This window comes from Streptomyces sp. NPDC057743 (assembly GCF_042798755.1).
Taxonomy (GTDB): Bacteria; Actinomycetota; Actinomycetes; order Streptomycetales; family Streptomycetaceae; genus Streptomyces.
Window position 1 is genome coordinate 87624 of the sequence record NZ_JBHVJX010000002.1, and the last position, 16142, is coordinate 103765.

General features: G+C 71.8%; 18 protein-coding genes. 4 read left to right on the forward strand and 14 right to left on the reverse strand.

The genetic code is table 11. The features are described 5' to 3' along the window. Positions 1–102 precede the first annotated feature (102 nt). Complete coding sequence (locus ACFVFQ_RS02465) at positions 103–1119, reverse strand: MsnO8 family LLM class oxidoreductase (RefSeq protein ID WP_383407288.1); 1017 nt, start codon at positions 1117–1119, stop codon at positions 103–105. Between the two features lie 102 nt (positions 1120–1221). Here ACFVFQ_RS02465 and ACFVFQ_RS02470 point away from each other — a divergent pair, with 102 nt between their 5' ends. Beyond that, entirely contained in the window at positions 1222–2118 is an 897-nt protein-coding gene (locus tag ACFVFQ_RS02470; RefSeq protein ID WP_383407291.1) for a class I SAM-dependent methyltransferase, read from the forward strand. A gap of 18 nt (positions 2119–2136) precedes the next feature. Here the strand turns inward: ACFVFQ_RS02470 and ACFVFQ_RS02475 are convergent, their stop codons facing one another. Beyond that, complete coding sequence (locus tag ACFVFQ_RS02475; protein ID WP_383407294.1) at positions 2137–3633, reverse strand: hypothetical protein; 1497 nt, start codon at positions 3631–3633, stop codon at positions 2137–2139. A gap of 534 nt (positions 3634–4167) precedes the next feature. On the opposite strand from ACFVFQ_RS02475, the gene ACFVFQ_RS02480 reads away from it, so the two are divergent. Further along, the gene (locus ACFVFQ_RS02480; protein WP_199836196.1) at positions 4168–4308 is read left to right on the forward strand and encodes a hypothetical protein; all 141 of its coding nucleotides are present in this window, start codon (positions 4168–4170) and stop codon (positions 4306–4308) included. A gap of 88 nt (positions 4309–4396) precedes the next feature. Here ACFVFQ_RS02480 and ACFVFQ_RS02485 read toward each other — a convergent pair whose 3' ends face one another. From ACFVFQ_RS02485 to ACFVFQ_RS02540, 12 genes are all read right to left on the reverse strand, one after another. Next, a complete protein-coding gene (locus tag ACFVFQ_RS02485; RefSeq protein ID WP_383407298.1) occupies positions 4397–5203 on the reverse strand; it encodes an EI24 domain-containing protein in 807 nt (268 codons plus the stop codon). A 138-nt stretch (positions 5204–5341) separates the two neighbouring features. After that, a complete protein-coding gene (gene dapD, locus ACFVFQ_RS02490; protein ID WP_383407301.1) occupies positions 5342–6346 on the reverse strand; it encodes a 2,3,4,5-tetrahydropyridine-2,6-dicarboxylate N-succinyltransferase in 1005 nt (334 codons plus the stop codon). Positions 6347–6355: 9 nt separating this feature from the next. Beyond that, positions 6356–7003 carry a TetR/AcrR family transcriptional regulator gene (locus ACFVFQ_RS02495; protein ID WP_383407304.1) on the reverse strand — a complete coding sequence of 216 codons (648 nt, stop codon included), beginning with the start codon at positions 7001–7003 and terminating at the stop codon, positions 6356–6358. After that, positions 7003–7323: a DMT family transporter gene (locus tag ACFVFQ_RS02500; RefSeq protein WP_383407308.1), complete on the reverse strand. Its 321-nt coding sequence runs from the start codon at positions 7321–7323 to the stop codon at positions 7003–7005. The genes ACFVFQ_RS02495 and ACFVFQ_RS02500 overlap by 1 nt, the downstream gene beginning before the upstream one ends. A gap of 145 nt (positions 7324–7468) precedes the next feature. Continuing rightward, the gene (locus ACFVFQ_RS02505; RefSeq protein WP_383407311.1) at positions 7469–7804 is read right to left on the reverse strand and encodes a metal-sulfur cluster assembly factor; all 336 of its coding nucleotides are present in this window, start codon (positions 7802–7804) and stop codon (positions 7469–7471) included. Further along, positions 7801–8259 (reverse strand): Fe-S cluster assembly sulfur transfer protein SufU, encoded by a 459-nt coding sequence (gene sufU, locus ACFVFQ_RS02510; protein ID WP_383407314.1) that lies wholly within the window; start codon positions 8257–8259, stop codon positions 7801–7803. Before sufU ends, ACFVFQ_RS02505 begins: the two co-directional genes overlap by 4 nt. A 53-nt stretch (positions 8260–8312) precedes the next feature. Further along, positions 8313–9569, reverse strand: a complete 1257-nt coding sequence (locus ACFVFQ_RS02515) for a cysteine desulfurase (protein ID WP_383407317.1) — start codon at positions 9567–9569, stop codon at positions 8313–8315. Next, positions 9566–10330 carry a Fe-S cluster assembly ATPase SufC gene (gene sufC, locus ACFVFQ_RS02520; protein WP_383407320.1) on the reverse strand — a complete coding sequence of 255 codons (765 nt, stop codon included), beginning with the start codon at positions 10328–10330 and terminating at the stop codon, positions 9566–9568. Before sufC ends, ACFVFQ_RS02515 begins: the two co-directional genes overlap by 4 nt. A gap of 7 nt (positions 10331–10337) precedes the next feature. After that, on the reverse strand, positions 10338–10655 hold the full coding sequence (locus ACFVFQ_RS02525) for a non-heme iron oxygenase ferredoxin subunit (protein ID WP_383407324.1): 318 nt from the start codon (positions 10653–10655) through the stop codon (positions 10338–10340). Continuing rightward, complete coding sequence (gene sufD, locus ACFVFQ_RS02530; RefSeq protein ID WP_383407326.1) at positions 10652–11836, reverse strand: Fe-S cluster assembly protein SufD; 1185 nt, start codon at positions 11834–11836, stop codon at positions 10652–10654. Before sufD ends, ACFVFQ_RS02525 begins: the two co-directional genes overlap by 4 nt. 60 nt (positions 11837–11896) lie before the next feature. Beyond that, the gene (gene sufB / locus ACFVFQ_RS02535; protein WP_383407328.1) at positions 11897–13318 is read right to left on the reverse strand and encodes a Fe-S cluster assembly protein SufB; all 1422 of its coding nucleotides are present in this window, start codon (positions 13316–13318) and stop codon (positions 11897–11899) included. Then, entirely contained in the window at positions 13315–14133 is an 819-nt protein-coding gene (locus tag ACFVFQ_RS02540; RefSeq protein WP_383407331.1) for a helix-turn-helix transcriptional regulator, read from the reverse strand. Before ACFVFQ_RS02540 ends, sufB begins: the two co-directional genes overlap by 4 nt. 202 nt (positions 14134–14335) lie before the next feature. On the opposite strand from ACFVFQ_RS02540, the gene ACFVFQ_RS02545 reads away from it, so the two are divergent. Together ACFVFQ_RS02545 and ACFVFQ_RS02550 are read left to right on the forward strand one after the other, a co-directional pair. Next, a complete protein-coding gene (locus ACFVFQ_RS02545) occupies positions 14336–15298 on the forward strand; it encodes an ABC transporter ATP-binding protein (RefSeq protein WP_383407334.1) in 963 nt (320 codons plus the stop codon). After that, positions 15295–16089 (forward strand): ABC transporter permease, encoded by a 795-nt coding sequence (locus ACFVFQ_RS02550; RefSeq protein WP_383407337.1) that lies wholly within the window; start codon positions 15295–15297, stop codon positions 16087–16089. The genes ACFVFQ_RS02545 and ACFVFQ_RS02550 overlap by 4 nt, the downstream gene beginning before the upstream one ends. The last annotated feature ends 53 nt before the right edge of the window (positions 16090–16142 follow it).

Below are 16142 nucleotides of genomic sequence, written 5' to 3' on the forward strand. Positions count from 1 at the left end.
TCCTGTCTTAACACTCCCGTCGTCCGCCCTTCGGGCGGGCGACGGGAGTGTGACGACAGGGCCTAGCCGCCGGCGGGTGCCGGCCCCCCGGCACCCGCCCGCTCAGCCCCGCCCCGTCAGGCCGACCACCCGCGCCAACCGCTCGTAGGACTCCCACAGCGCCGCCCGGTCGTAGGTGCTGGTGGTCACCAACACCTCGTCCGCCGCGGTGCGCTCGATCAACGCCGAGAGCTCCCGCGCGACCCGCTCCTGGGTGCCGTGGACATGCCCTCGCAGCGCGTCCTCGTAGAAGCCGCGCTCGCGCGCCGACATCCCGTCCCCGGCCGCCGCCGGCTCCCCGTCCCCCACCGGCGCGAGCGGCGGGAACACCCCGTGCGTCCGGGAGTGCGCCAGCGCCCGCGCCTCCGGTATCAGCAGCCGCCGCGCCGCCTCCGCCGTCCCGGCCACCGCCACCGTCCCCGAGATCACCACATACGGCCGCGGCCACAGCGCCGACGGGCGAAACGCCGCGCGGTACTCCTCGACCGCCGCCGACAGCTTCTCCGCATTCCGGAAGTCGCCGACGACCAGGGCCAGCCCGGCCCGGGCCGCCACCCGCGCGCCGGCGCCGGTCGCCAGCACGAACGCCGGCACCGTCAGCCCCTCGGCGGGCCGGGCGTGCACCTGCGGATGGGCACTCTGGGTGCCGGTGAAGTACCCCAGCAGCTCGGCCAACTGCCCCTCGAAGCCCTCGGCGGCGTCCTTCTGGGTGCCCAGCGCCCGCCGGATCCCGCCGGTGAAGCCGACCGACCGCCCCAGTCCCATGTCGATCCGCCCCGGGAAGAGCGACTCCAACACCCCGAACTGCTCGGCGACCACCAGCGGGCGGTGGTTGGGCAGCATCACCCCGCCGGTGCCGACCCGGATCGTCGAGGTCGCCGAGGCCACTGCGGCGGCCAGCACGGTGGGCGCGGAGCCGGCGACCCCGGGGACGCTGTGGTGCTCGGCCACCCAGAACCGGTGGTACCCCAGCCGCTCGGCGTACCGGGCCAGCTCCACGGTGTCCCGCAACGCCGCGGCGGGCGAGTGTCCCTCCCTGGTGCGGGAGCGGTCCAGGATCGAGAATTGTGTCATCCGCATCGTCGAGCTCACCTCTCCTTCAACGCCCGCCCGCGCCCAGGATTCCGCCCGCACGCCCCCTCGGACCCTCCCCCCCCACGGCTTCACGACGAGGAGCGTCAGATGACCCAGCAGCCGCCCCCGGCCGGCGGTACCGGCCGGCCCCCACAACCGGACCACCCGGACGGCGCACCCGGACCGGAGCTCCCCGACCGGGTCGCCGCCACCTACGGCGAGGAGGACCTCAGCACCGTCCCCGCCTTCGCCGGCGGCTTCATCAACTTCGGCTACTGGGCCTGGTTGCCGGAGCCCACGGACCGGCCGCTCACCGAGGACGACCGGATCCGCAGCGAGCAGGACCTCTACCGGCTCGTGCTGGACACCTGCGACCGGCCGCGCGGCCGCACCGCGCTGGAGGTCGGCTGCGGGCGCGGCCTGGGCTGCGCGCTGGCGCTGCGGGAGTTCGACTTCGGGTCGGTGATCGGCCTGGACGCCCACCCCGACCAGATCGCCCGCGCCCTGGAGGCCAACGCCGAGCTGCTCGCCGAGGAGCCCGGCCCCCGCCGGCTGGAGTTCGTGCTCGGCCCGGCCCAGCGGATGCCGCTGCCGGACGCCTGCACCGACGTCGTCTACTCCGTCGAGGCCGCCCAGCACTTCCGTGACCTGGCCGGCTTCGCCCGGGAGGCGGTGCGGGTGCTGCGCCCGGCGGGGCACTTCGCACTGGCCACGTTCCTCGCCCGGGTCCCGGACGCGGTGCGGGTGCTGCCCCAACTGCTGCCCCCGTACGCCGACGGGCTGGACATGACGCACCTGGTGGACGACGTGGCCGCGACGTTCACCGAGGCCGGACTGCGGGACGTCGCGGTGACGCCGATCGGCGACGGGGTCTGGGAGTCCTACGACCGCTACATGGCCGAGCGGCCGGAGCTGCGCGACAAGTGGCCCCGGCAATACCTGACGGCCTATCAAACAGGCTTGCTGGACTACTACTTGATCACCGCGAAGGCCCCGGCCGACTGACCCTGCCCGGCGTCCTCGTCAGTCGGAGCGCCGCGACCGCGCCTTGAACGCGGCCTTGCGCGCCTCCTTGGCGGCCTTCTTGTCCGGGTGCAGCTGGCCCATCGCCTCCAGCACCTCGGCGGTCGCCGGGTGGTCCACCCGCCAGACCTCCTCGAAGAACCCGCTGTGCTGCTCGGTCAACCCCCCTACCAGCTCGGTCAGTTCGGCGGCGGCCTCGTCGTCCGCGGCGCCCAGCTGGGCCGCGATGGTGTCCACCGTCAGCCAGAAGACCATGTCCTGGGACGGCTCGGGGATGCCGGGCAGCCCGCGCTCGGCGAGCCAGACCCGGGCCAGCCCGCCCAGGTGCCGGTCGTCGAGCACCTCGCGCAGCGCCGGCTCGGCCTCCGGGGTGACCAGGGAGAGGGCCTGCTGGGCGGCGAGCCGGCGCAGCGGGCCGCGCTCGTCGTCCCCGCGGGCGGCCGCGAGCAGCTCGCGGGCGGCGTCCAGCGGGGTGCGGGCGGCGAGCCACTGCTCGGCCTCCGCCTGGGCCAGCGCCTCGGGGTAGTCCGGCAGCGCCTCCAGCAGCACGTCGGCGCCCTTGTCGGCGAGGTCACCGACGGCCGGGGCGTCCACGCCGGCGTCCAGCATCCGGGCGCGGACCGCCCAGACGCCGAGCGGGGTGAGCCGCACCAGGCCGTAGCGGGCGACGTCCTCGTCCTGGAGCGGCTCGGCCTCGGAGACCGTCTCGCCGCCCTCGTCCAGCTCCTCGATGAGCGCCTCGTCGACCGGCCGGTAGGCGACCAACCCGATCGGCTCCAGCACCCGGAACTGGTCGTCCAGCCGCATCATCGCCGCGGAGACCTCTTCGAGGATCTCGTCGGTGGGCTCGTCCATGTCGTCCGGGACGATCATGGAGGCGGCCAGCGCGGGCAGCGGAACGTCCTGGTCGGGGGCCTCGCCCACGGCGTTGAGGAGGTAGAGGTTGCCGAGGATGCCGTCCAGCAGCTCGGCCTCCTCCTCCGGGTTCCAGTCGATCGAGTCCAGGTCCAGCTCGCCGCCCTCGGCAAGCTGGTCGGCGAGGTCGGAGAGGTCCGGGGCGACGGCGTCGGCGAGCACGGTCTCCATGCCGCCGAGCCAGATGTCCAGGATGTCCTGGGGGGAGCCGGAGGTGAGCTGGGCCAGTTCCTCGCCGGGGGTGGCGGTGCCGACCGCGGCGTCGTCGGAAAGGTCGTCGGCCTCCGCGTCGCCCTCGCCCTCCTCCTCATCGATCTCGACCAGCCCGGTGTCCACCGCCAACTGCCACGCCTCGGCGGTGTAGGCGGGACCGTCCTCGTCGCCGGCCAGGCCCAGGTGCTCGGTGGCGGCCGCGAGCGACTTCTCCAGGAGCTCGCCGCCGACGCCGACCGGGACGCCGGAACCGGACCAGCGGGCCAGCTTGGCGGCCCGGGCCAGCAGCGGGGAGCTCAGCGCGTCGCGGGCCAGCTCCGCTTCGGAAGTCAGCCGCACCGGCGGCATGGTGGGGCGGTCTGCGGACATCTGGCTCAGCTCCTCGGACGGACGTGTCGCTCGTGCGCCGCCCAAGCGTAGACGGAATTCTCCCCCTCTCGGGCGGTTCACTTTTCCGTATGCTCCCGTCCACCGGGAGTACCTTGGCAACTCCCTTGCGCACACCAGAGATTGACGCGCCCGACCTCCGCTCTCCTCCCCAGCGGGAGGGGATTCCCACCACGGTCGACTGGCCGTTTCGATGGGTCCTGCTGGGTTCCTGCTGGGTTCCTGCTTCACCGCGCCGTGCGGGCACGGACGCCCGACCCACCTCCGCTCGACGGGCCGTCCCGGCCGGTCCGGCCACCTTGCCGACGGGGTGAAGCGAAGAGGGTGGCGCACGCCGCGTCCAGGTCCCGCAGGCGCCGCGACTCCGGCCCTGAGCCGGCTCCCGAGCCGAGCCCTTCGCCTCACCCGGGGTGATCGCCTGGTCACTCCACCGGCCTACCCTGGGGCGCCGATCGCGCCCGGGGGTGCGGTACTGGGCTGGTAAGCACCCATTTCGGCGAGACAAAGGGAGTCATGATGCCGAAGTCGCAGAACCGTAAGTCGGGCAAGCAGGACCGGGCCGCTGAGCGGCGCTCCGAGCAGCACCGGCCGCAGTCGGAGGAGTCCGCCGCCGAGCGCACCCAGGACCTGAAGCCGCGGTCGCGCAAGGCTGACTGACGCGGGTAGGGCAGGTCATGCCCAAGCGGCCGTCGCACCTTCGGGGTGCGGCGGCCGCTTCGTCGTGCCGGGCGTCCGCGGGGCGCGGTCACCAGGCGGCCGGCACCGTCCGGCCCCCGGGCTCCGCCCCGCCCGCCACCGCCGGCCCGGCGTCCGCCCCGGCCGGCACCAGGTCCCGCACCAGCAGGGTGGCCCCGGCCACCGCCCCCGGCATCAACACCACGGCCCCGAGCGGGATCAGGAACAGCAGCACCAGCGGCGCCCCGAAGCCGACCGCCAGCCCCCACCGCCCGCGCAGCAGCCGCAGCCGGGTCCGGACCGGGATGTCCCGGCGCTGCATCGCCACCGTGGTCAGCTCGACGGCGAGGAAGAAGCCGGTGACGCAGGTGCCGACGACCGGGACGACGGTCTGCCCGACGACCGGCAGGAAGCCCAGCAGGAAGAACAGCACCCCGAAGGCGGCGGCCCGCAGCAGCACATGGACCATGTCCCGCAGCGCGATGCCGAGCTCTTGCCACAGCGGGCGGTCCGGGCCGGGCGGGCAGCCGCCCGCGCTCTCCTCGACCCGCTCCGAGAGCGACTCGTAGAAGGGGTCGCCGATCAGCAGGGTGACGGCGGTGAACGTCAGCACCGACAGCGTCAGCCCGCCGGCCAGCAGCAGCGCCACGAACAGTCCGCGCAGCAGTCCCTGCCAGGGGGAGCCCCAGCCGTCGGCGAACGGCGTCGCCCAGGCGGCGAGGTCGCCGGACTCCAGGGTCAGCGCGAACAGCGCCCCGGCGTAGAGCACCAGCGTGATCAGGGCCGGGAGCAGCCCGAAACCCCACCACCGGCCGTGCCGGGCGGCCCAGCGCACGCCCCGGCCCAGATACCGCACCCCCGTCACAAGATCACGCATGACGGCCACCCTACCGGCGCGGGGCGGGAGTTGACCGGTCCGCAAGGCATGCCAGCGGCCGGCCCCGGACGCGCCGGCGCCCCGGGCCGGCGCGGTCGACCGCCGGGCCCGGGGCGCCGAACACGGGCGCGCCACCGGTCAGTTGTGGCTGTGCAGGATCTCGTTGAGACCGCCCCAGACCGCCTTGTTCGGGCGGGCCTCGACCGTGCCGGTGGTGGAGTTCCGGCGGAAGAGGATGTTGTCGGCGCCGGACAGCTCCAGCGCCTTGACGATCTGGCCGTCGGGGAGGGTGATCCGGGTGCCGGCGGTCACGTACAGGCCGGCCTCGACCACGCACTCGTCGCCGAGCGCGATGCCGATGCCGGACTCGGCGCCGAGCAGGCAGCGCTCGCCGATCGAGATGATCTGCTTGCCGCCGCCGGAGAGGGTGCCCATGGTGGAGGCGCCGCCGCCGATGTCGGAGCCGTCACCGATCACCACGCCGGCGCTGATCCGGCCCTCGATCATGGAGGTGCCCAGGGTGCCGGCGTTGAAGTTGACGAAGCCCTCGTGCATGACGGTGGTGCCGGCGGCGAGGTGGGCGCCCAGCCGCACCCGGTCCGCGTCGGCGATCCGGACGCCGGCGGGCGCCACGTAGTCGGTCATCCGCGGGAACTTGTCGACGCTGGTGACCGACAGGTGCAGGCCCTCGGCGCGGGCGTTGAGCCGGGCCGTCTCCAACTGGTCGACCGGCACCGGGCCGAGCGAGGTCCAGGCGACGTTGGCCAGCAGGCCGAAGACGCCCTCCAGGCTCTGGCCGTGCGGCTTGACCAGACGGTGGCTGAGCAGGTGCAGGCGCAGGTAGGCGTCGTGCGCGTCCAGCGGCTTGTCGTCGAGGGAGGCGATGACCGTGCGGACGGCCACGACCTCCACGCCGCGGACCGGGTCCGGGCCGATCGCCTTGAGGACGGCGGCACCCAGCAGCTCGGTGGCGCGGTCGTCGGCCAGCCGCTCGGTGCCGGCCGGGCCGGGCTCGGCGACGAGCGCGGGCGCGGGGAACCAGGTGTCGAGGACGGTGCCGTCGGCGGCGACGGTGGCGAGGCCGGCGGCGACGGCGCCGGTGGTGCGGGGGGACGGAGAGGCGGAAACAGCAGCATCGGTCATGTGGGAAACCTAACCGGAGCCCGCCCGCCGAGGCGAACCGGTCTCATGCGTCGGGCCCCTGTCGCCTGACCGCCCGCTTCTGGGCGCCGGCCCGGCGGCCTCCGCCGGGCCGCCCGCGGCGCCCAGCACGCCCGCCAACCCCTCGCGCACCGTGGCGACGTGGAAGGGCTGGCCGGTGAGTACGTGCTGGAGCAGCAGCCCGTCGTAGAAGGCCACCACCGCCCGGGCGGTGGCCGTGTCGCCGAGCCGCCGGCCGAGCAGCGCCACCATCTCGTCCAGGCACTCGGCGGCGATCGGCCGCACCGCCTCGTGCCGCAGCGCGGCCAGATACAGCTCGTACTCCAGCTCCACCCGCGACCGGTCCCCGGCGAGGGTGTCGGCGATCAGCCGGGCCACCTGGTCGGCCAGCGGCACGGTCAGGTCGAGGCCCTCCACCCAGCGGGCGAAGTCCGCCACGCACCCGGTGTTGGACTGCCGCAGCGCGGCGACCAGCAGGTCGTCGAGGGTGGCGAAGTGGTACGTGGTCGAGCCCAGCGGGACGTCCGCGGCGGCGGCCACCGCGCGGTGGCTGAGCCCGGCGATGCCGCGCTCGCCGACCACCTTGATGGCCGCGTCGATGATCCGTTGCCGCCGGTCCGGGTCGTAGCGCCGGGGCATCAGTGCGCCCCTCCGAGGTTGAGCACCACGACGCCGGCGATGACCAGGAGCACTCCCAGGATCTTCACCGGGCTGGTGCTCTCGCCCAGGAACACCATGCCGATCGCGGCGATTATCGCGGTGCCCACCCCGGCCCAGATCGCATAGGCGGTCCCCATGCTCATCGTCTTGAGGGTCTGGGCGAGCAGGGCGAAGGCGAGGACGTATCCGAGCGCGGTGCCGAGGGAGGGCCACAGCTTGCTGAAGCCCTCGCTGTACTTCATCGAGGTGGTCGCGAGGATCTCGGAGAGGATCGCGCCGGCGAGCGTCACATAGGCCATGCGTACGAGCGTACACAACGTTGCGTACACGTGTACATAACGAGCGGGGGCCGCTTCCCCCGGCATGCGAAAACGGCCGTGGCCGCCGGGAGAACCGGCGGGCACGGCCGTGACACCGAGCGCGGCGTGGGCCGCTCGGGGTGCGTCAGACGTTGAAGCCCAGGGCGCGGAGCTGCTCGCGCCCGTCATCGGTGATCTTGTCCGGGCCCCACGGCGGCATCCAGACCCAGTTGATCTTCAGCTCGTTGACGATCCCGTCCGTGGCGGACTTCGCCTGGTCCTCGATGACGTCGGTCAGCGGACAGGCCGCCGAGGTCAGCGTCATGTCGATGGTGGCGATGTTGGACTCGTCGACGTGGATGCCGTAGATCAGCCCGAGGTTGACGACGTCGATGCCCAGCTCGGGGTCGACGACGTCGTACAGCGCCTCGCGGACCTCCTCCTCGGAGGCCGGCTTGGTGGTGGTCGGGGTGTCGGTCATACGGTCTTCGCCTCCTGGGAAAGGGCCTTGGCCGTGGCGTCCTTCCAGGCCATCCAGCTGAGCAGGGCGCACTTCACGCGCGCCGGGTACTTCGAGACGCCGGCGAACGCGACCGCGTCCTCCAGCACCTCCTCCATGGCGTCGTCCGGCTCCACCTGACCCTTGGACTGCATCAGCTCCAAGAAGGTCTCCTGGATCCGCTGCGCCTCGCCGAGCTCCTTGCCGACCAGGAGGTCGTTCAGCACCGACGCGCTGGCCTGGCTGATCGAGCAGCCCTGCCCCTCGTAGGACACGTCCTCGATCCTGGTGCCGTCGTACTTCACGCGCAGCGTGATCTCGTCGCCGCACGTCGGGTTGACGTGGTGCACCTCGGCGTCGCCGTCCCGGAGCCCGCGCCCGTGGGGGTGCTTGTAGTGGTCCAGGATGACGTCCTGGTACATGGAATCCAGCTTCACGACTTAAGTCAGTCCTCGTCCTCGTCCGCTGTGTCTGGTCACCGCGGTATTCATCAACCGAAGAAGTTGCGGACGTGTTCCAGACCCTCGACCAGGGCGTCGACCTCGGCCGGGGTGGAGTACAGGTAGAACGACGCCCGCGTGGTCGCGGGAATCCCGTAGCGCAGGCAGACCGGACGCGCGCAGTGGTGGCCCACCCGTACGGCGATGCCCTGCTCGTCCAGCACCTGGCCGACGTCGTGCGGATGGATGTCGCCGAGCGTGAAGGAGATCGTCGCCCCGCGGTCCTCGGCCGTGCTCGGGCCGATGATCCTGAGGTCGGGGACCTCCAGCAGCCGCTTGACCGCGTACTCGGTGATCGCGTGCTCGTGCTGCGCGATGTTCTCCATGCCGATCGAGGAGAGGTAGTCCACCGCGGCGCCGAGGCCGACGGCCTGGGCGATCGGGGGCGTACCGGCCTCGAACTTGTGCGGCGCCGGGGCGTAGGTGGAGGAGTGCATCGAGACGGTCTCGATCATCTCGCCGCCGCCGAGGAACGGCGGGAGGTCCTCCAGCAGCTCCTGGCGGCCCCACAGCACACCGATGCCGGTCGGGCCGCACATCTTGTGGCCGGTGAAGGCCACGAAGTCGGCCTGCAACGCCTGGACGTCCAGGACCATGTGCGGCGCGGCCTGCGAGGCGTCGATGACCACCAGCGCGCCGACTTCCTGGGCGCGCCGGACGATCGCCTCGACCGGGTTGACGGTGCCCAGGAGGTTGGACACCAGGGTGAAGGAGACGACCTTGGTGCGGTCGGTGATGACCTCGTCGATGTTGGTGAGGTCCAGCCGGCCGTCGTCGGTGAGGCCGAACCACTTCAGCTTCGCGCCGGTGCGCTGCGAGAGCAGCTGCCACGGGACGATGTTGGAGTGGTGCTCCATCTCCGTGATGACGATCTCGGTGTCGCGGTCCACGCGGTAGGGCTCGTCGGCCCAACCCAGCATGTTGGCAACGAGGTTGAGCGACTCCGAGGCGTTCTTGGTGAAGATCACCTCGTCGCGGCTCGGCGCGTTGACGAAGGCGGCGACCTTGTCGCGGGCACCTTCGTACAGCGCCGTGGCCTCCTCGGCGAGCACGTGCACGCCGCGGTGGACGTTGGCGTTGTGACGTTCGTAGTAGGCGCTCAAGGCGTCGAGGACCTGGCGCGGTTTCTGGGACGTCGCCGCGTTGTCCAGATACACGATCTTCTTGCCGTCGTGGACCAGGCGGTCCAGGACGGGGAAGTCCTTGCGGATCGCCTCGGTGTCGAGGAGGCCCGGCAGCTGTGTCACGCGGTGGTACCACCCTTCACGTATGCCTCGTAGCCCTCGGCCTCCAGCTTGTCCGCCAGCTCCGGGCCACCGGACTCGGCGATCCGGCCGTTGGCGAAGACGTGGACGTGGTCGGGCTTGATGTAGCGCAGGATGCGCGTGTAGTGGGTGATGAGCAGGGTGCCCACCTGGCCGGACTCGCGGACGCGGTTGACGCCCTCGGAGACGACCCGCAGCGCGTCGACATCGAGGCCGGAGTCGGTCTCGTCGAGGATCGCGATGGCCGGCTTCAGCAGCTCCAGCTGGAGGATCTCGTGGCGCTTCTTCTCACCGCCGGAGAAGCCCTCGTTGACGTTGCGCTCGGCGAACGCCGGGTCCATCTGGAGGCGCTCCATGGCCTCCTTGACCTCCTTGACCCAGGTGCGGAGCTTGGGGGCCTCGCCGCGGATCGCGGTGGCGGAGGTGCGCAGGAAGTTGGAGACCGAGACGCCGGGGACCTCGACCGGGTACTGCATGGCGAGGAAGACGCCGGCCCGGGCGCGCTCGTCGACGGACATCGCAAGGACGTCCTCGCCGTCGAGGGTGACGGTGCCGCCGGTGATCGTGTACTTGGGGTGACCCGCGAGGGAGTAGGCGAGCGTCGACTTGCCGGAGCCGTTGGGGCCCATGATGGCGTGCGTCTCGCCCTGCTTCACGGTCAGGTCGACGCCCTTCAGGATCTCGCGCGGGCCGTTCTCGGCCTCGACGGAGACGTGCAGGTCGTGGATCTCAAGCGTTGCCATGGGTGACTCAGGACTCCTGGGTGACGGAGACGAGCACGTCGTCCCCTTCGATCTTTACGGGGTATACGGGGACGGGGCGCGTCGCGGGAAGACCGGACGGCTTGCCGGTGCGCAGGTCGAAGCTGGAGCCGTGCAGCCAGCACTCGATCGAGCAGTCCTCGACCTCGCCCTCGGAGAGCGAGACGTTGGCGTGCGAGCAGATGTCGTTGATCGCGAACACCTCGCCCTCGGTGCGCACCAGCGAGATGGGCGTGCCGTCGATCTCCACCCGCTTCGGGGTGTCCTCGGCCAGCTCGCTCAGCGCGGCGACGCGTACGTAGCTCATGCCGCTGCCGCTTCCAACTCGGCCTCGACCTTGCTCATCAGGCGCTCCTCGACGTCCGGGAGGCCGATCTGCTGGACCAGCTCGGCGAAGAAGCCGCGCACGACCAGGCGACGGGCCTCGTCGGCCGGGATGCCGCGGGCCATCAGGTAGAAGAGCTGCTCGTCGTCGAACCGGCCGGTCGCCGAGGCGTGGCCGGCGCCGACGATCTCGCCGGTCTCGATCTCCAGGTTGGGCACCGAGTCCACCCGCGCGCCGTCGGTGAGGACGAGGTTGCGGTTGAGCTCGTAGGTGTCGGTGCCGGTGGCGGCCGCCTGGATCAGCACGTCGCCGATCCAGACCGCGTGCGCGTCCTGGCCCTGGAGCGCGCCCTTGTAGGTCACGTGGGAGCGGCAGTTGGGGGTGTCGTGGTCGACGAAGAGGCGGTGCTCCTGGTGCTGACCGGCCTCGGTGAAGTACAGGCCGTAGAGCTCGGCCTCGCCGCCGGGGCCGGCGTAGTCGATCCGCGGGTGCAGCCGGACCAGGTCGCCGCCGAAGGTGACGACCACGGACTTGAAGCTGGCGTCCCGGCCGACCAGGGCGTTGTGCTGGCCGCAGTGAACGGCGTCGTCGTCCCAGTCCTGGACGGAGACCACGGTCAGCTTGGCGCCGTCGCCGAGGAGGTAGTCGACGTTGGTGGCGAGCACGCCGGAGCCGGTGTGGTCGATGACCACGACGGCCTCGGCGAACGCGCCCAGCTCGATGACCTGGTGGCCGAAGGCGGTGCCGCCCTCGCCGTGCACCTTGATCCGGATCGGCTCGCTGAGCACCGTCTCCTTGGGGACGGAGACCACCGACGCCTTCTCGAAGGAGCTGTACGCCTGGGCGGCGATCCGGTCCACCGGCTTGCCGGCCTTACCCACCCGCGCATCGGCGCGGTCGACGAGCTCGTGGGTGACGCCCTCGGGCGCGGTGATGTCCACCTTCAGGTCGGGGCCGCCGGCCTCGGCCGTGCCGTCGTGCAGGCCCTTGAGGCGGGCCAGCGGCGTGAACCGCCACTCCTCCTCGCGGCCGTGCGGCACCGGGAAGTCCGCCACGTCGTAGGACGGCGGGGCACTCATCCGGGTCGCGACGGTGGACTCCGCGGCCACCGCGACGGAACCGGCGGTCGTGGACCCCAGGGGGATGTTCTGAGCCTCAGCCATGGCTGTCGTCTAGCTCGCTTTCTGCGTTCTTGAGAGTCAGTCGCTGCGTGCGGCCGCCGGTCAGCCGACCGCGCCTTCCATCTGCAGCTCGATCAGCCGGTTGAGCTCCAGCGCGTACTCCATCGGCAGCTCGCGGGCGATCGGCTCGACGAAGCCGCGCACGATCATCGCCATCGCCTCGTCCTCGGACAGGCCGCGCGCCATCAGGTAGAAGAGCTGGTCCTCGCTGACCTTGGAGACCGTCGCCTCGTGGCCCATGGACACGTCGTCCTCGCGGACGTCCACGTAGGGGTAGGTGTCGGAGCGGGAGATGGTGTCCACCAGCAGGGCGTCGCACAGCACGTTGGACTTGGAGCCCGCGGCGCCCTCGCCGATCTCGACCAGACCGCGGTAGGAGGTCCGACCGCCGCCCCGCGCCACCGACTTGGAGACGATGTTGGAGGAGGTGTTCGGCGCCATGTGGACCATCTTGGAGCCGGCGTCCTGGTGCTGGCCCTCGCCGGCGAAGGCGATGGACAGCGTCTCGCCCTTGGCGTGCTCGCCCATGAGGTAGACCGCGGGGTACTTCATGGTGACCTTGGAGCCGAGGTTGCCGTCGACCCACTCCATGGTCGCGCCCTCGTAGGCCACGGCCCGCTTGGTGACCAGGTTGTAGACGTTGTTCGACCAGTTCTGGATGGTCGTGTAGCGGCAGCGGCCGCCCTTCTTGACGATGATCTCGACGACCGCGGAGTGCAGCGAGTCCGACTTGTAGATCGGCGCGGTGCAGCCCTCGACGTAGTGGACGTAGGCGTCCTCGTCGACGATGATCAGCGTCCGCTCGAACTGGCCCATGTTCTCGGTGTTGATCCGGAAGTAGGCCTGGAGCGGGATGTCCACGTGGACGCCCTTGGGCACGTAGATGAACGAACCGCCGGACCAGACCGCGGTGTTCAGCGACGCGAACTTGTTGTCACCGACGGGGATGACCGTGCCGAAGTACTCCTGGAAGAGCTCCGGGTGCTCCTTGAGCGCGGTGTCGGTGTCCAGGAAGATGACGCCCTGCTTCTCCAGGTCCTCGCGGATCTGGTGGTACACCACCTCGGACTCGTACTGCGCGGCGACACCGGCGACCAGGCGCTGCTTCTCCGCCTCGGGGATGCCCAGCTTGTCGTAGGTGTTCTTGATGTCCTCGGGCAGGTCCTCCCAGGAGGCGGCCTGCTGCTCGGTGGAGCGGACGAAGTACTTGATGTTGTCGAAGTCGATGCCCGACAGGTCGGAGCCCCAGGTCGGCATGGGCTTCTTGTCGAACAGCTTCAGCCCCTTGAGGCGGAGCTTGAGCATCCACTCCGGCTCGTTCTTCTTCGCCGAGATGTCGCGGACGACGGCCTCGGAAAGACCGCGCTTCGCCGAAGCGCCGGCCGCGTCGGAGTCGGCCCAGCCGTATTCGTACTTGCCCAGTCCCTCAAGCTCAGGGTGAGCAGTCTCCGTGGGGAGCGTCATGCGGGGTTCCTCCCGGCCGTGCTTGCAGATGCTGTGGTGGTCTTGGTGGTGCGCTCACCGCTGCGGTGAGCCGCCTTGCCGGCGCCGGCCTTCGGGACGAAGGTCGTGCACACCCCGTCGCCGTGGGCGATGGTGGCGAGGCGCTGTACGTGGGTCCCGAGCAAACGGGAGAAGACCTCGGTCTCCGCCTCGCACAGCTGCGGGTACTGCTCGGCGACATGGACGACCGGGCAGTGGTGCTGGCAGAGCTGTTCACCGAGCTGAGGATTGGGCGCACTGCGCGCCGTAGCAGCGTACCCGTCGGCGGTCAACGCCTTCGCGAGGGCCCTGGTGCGGGCCTCGGGCTCGGCGCTCTCGACCGCCTCGCGGTACCCCTCTGCCTGGGCGGCCAGCCGCGCGCGGGCGAACGCGGCGACCGCCGCCTCGCCCTTGGCGCCGCCGCCCGCGCTCTGCGCGATCCAGCGCAGCGCGTCGGCGGCGAGGTCGTCGTAGGACTGGTCGAAGGCGTCCCGGCCGCAGTCGGTCAGGGCGAACGCCTTGGCCGGGCGGCCGCGGCCACGGGTGCCGTAGACCCGCTTCTCGCGGGGCTCCACGACGCCCTCGGCGACCAGCGCGTCCAGATGACGGCGGACGGCGGCCTGGGTCAGCTCCAGGCGGAGGGCCAGCTCGGCCGCGGTGGACGGACCGTGGTCGAGGATGGAGCGGGCGACGCGGTTGCGCGTGCCGCGCTGCTCGTCGTGCGTGGGCGCGGACGAAACCGGGCCGGCGCCCTGCCGGGCGGCTGGCCTCTTCCGGTCCTCGCTCGCGTTTTTCACAACGCCATTGTTGCGTAATTCGTCAAACCGATTCAACCCTGTACGGCGTCACCGACCGGTGGCCTCTGTCACTAAGGGTTACCTAATTACGGGGGCGCCCGTCACGCTCCGGAACCGTCGCCCGCCCCACCAGCCCGGAGCCGCCGAACCGGCCTCAAACCCCCGCTCCCGGCGCCCCGCCCCGCTCCGTAGACTGCCCGGCATGCCCAGCACCTCCCCCGGGGGCGACGCCCGCCCCACCGGCCGCGAACCCGCCGTCGAGGTCGTCGGCCTGGTCAAGCGGTACGGGACGAAGACCGCCGTGAACGGGCTCGACCTCACCGTCGCGCGCGGCACCGTGACCGCCGTCCTCGGCCCCAACGGCGCCGGCAAGACCACCACGGTCGAGACCTGCGAAGGCTACCGCCGCCCGGACGCCGGCACGGTCCGCGTCCTCGGGCTGGACCCGGTCGCCGACGCCGCCGCGCTGCGCCCCAGGATCGGCGTGATGCTCCAGTCCGGCGGGGTCTACGCCGGCGCCCGCGCCGAGGAGATGCTGCGGCACACCGCCACCCTGCACGCCCACCCGCTCGACGTGGGGCTGCTGATCGACCGGCTGGGGCTGGGCAGTTGTGGGCGCACGCCCTACCGACGGCTCTCCGGCGGCCAGCAGCAGCGCCTGGCGCTGGCCATGGCCGTGGTCGGCCGCCCCGAGCTGGTCTTCCTCGACGAGCCGACCGCCGGCCTCGACCCGCAGGCCCGCCGCGCCACCTGGGACCTCGTCCGGGAGCTGCGCGCGGACGGCGTCGGCGTGGTGCTGACCACCCACTTCATGGACGAGGCCGAGCAGCTCGCCGACGACGTCGCGATCATCGACGGCGGCAAGGTCGTCGCCCAGGGCAGCCCGGAGGAGCTGTGCAAGGGCGGCGCGGAGAACAGCCTGCGCTTCAGCGGCCGTCCCGGTCTGGACGTCGCCTCGCTCCTCAAGGCGCTGCCCGCCGAGTGCGTCGCCGCCGAACTGACCGCCGGCACCTACCGCGTCCAGGGCCGGATCGATCCGCAGCTGCTGGCCACCGTGACCTCGTGGTGCGCCCAGAACGGGGTGATGCCCGATGCGATAGCCGTCGAGCGGCACACCCTGGAGGACGTCTTTTTGGAGCTGACCGGCAAGGAGCTGCGCGCATGACCGCCGTCGAGACCGGTGCCGGCGCGGCGACCGGCACCTTCGCCCCGCGCCCCGGGGCGGCCCCGCTGCCCCGGATGATCCGCGCACAGGCCGCGCTGGAGACCAGGATGCTGCTGCGCAACGGCGAACAGCTGCTGCTGACGGTCATCATCCCGACGCTGCTGCTGGTGCTGTTCTCCGCCGTCCGCATCATCGACACCGGCGCCGGCAAGTCGGTGGACTTCCTCGCCCCGGGCATCCTCGGGCTCGCCGTGCTCTCCACGGCGTTCACCGGGCAGGCCATCGCCACCGGCTTCGAGCGGCGCTACGGCGTGCTCAAGCGACTGGCCGCCTCGCCGCTGCCCCGTTGGGGGTTGATGACGGCGAAGACCTGCGCGGTGCTGGTCACCGAGGTCCTCCAGGTCGTGCTGCTGACCGCGGTCGCCCTGGCGCTGGGCTGGTCCCCGCACGGCAGTCCGGTCTCCGTGGTCCTGCTGCTCGTGCTCGGCACCGCCGCCTTCTCCGGACTCGGGTTGCTGATGGCCGGCACCCTCAAGGCCGAGGCCACCCTCGCCGCCGCCAACCTGGTCTTCCTGCTGCTGCTCGTCGGCGGCGGGGTGATCGTCCCGCTCACGAAGTTCCCCGAAGCGGCCCAGCAGGTGCTCCAGTTCCTGCCGATCTCCGCGCTCTCGGACGGCCTGCGGGAGGTCCTCCAGCACGGCGCCGGGCTGCCCTGGGGCGACCTCGGGATCCTGGCGGTCTGGGCGGTCGTCGGCCTGGGCGCCGCGGCGAAGTTCTTCCGCTGGGAGTGACCGCAGGTCAACGCCGGCCGTCGGCTGCCCAGGCGGCGCCACCGGGACCCTCG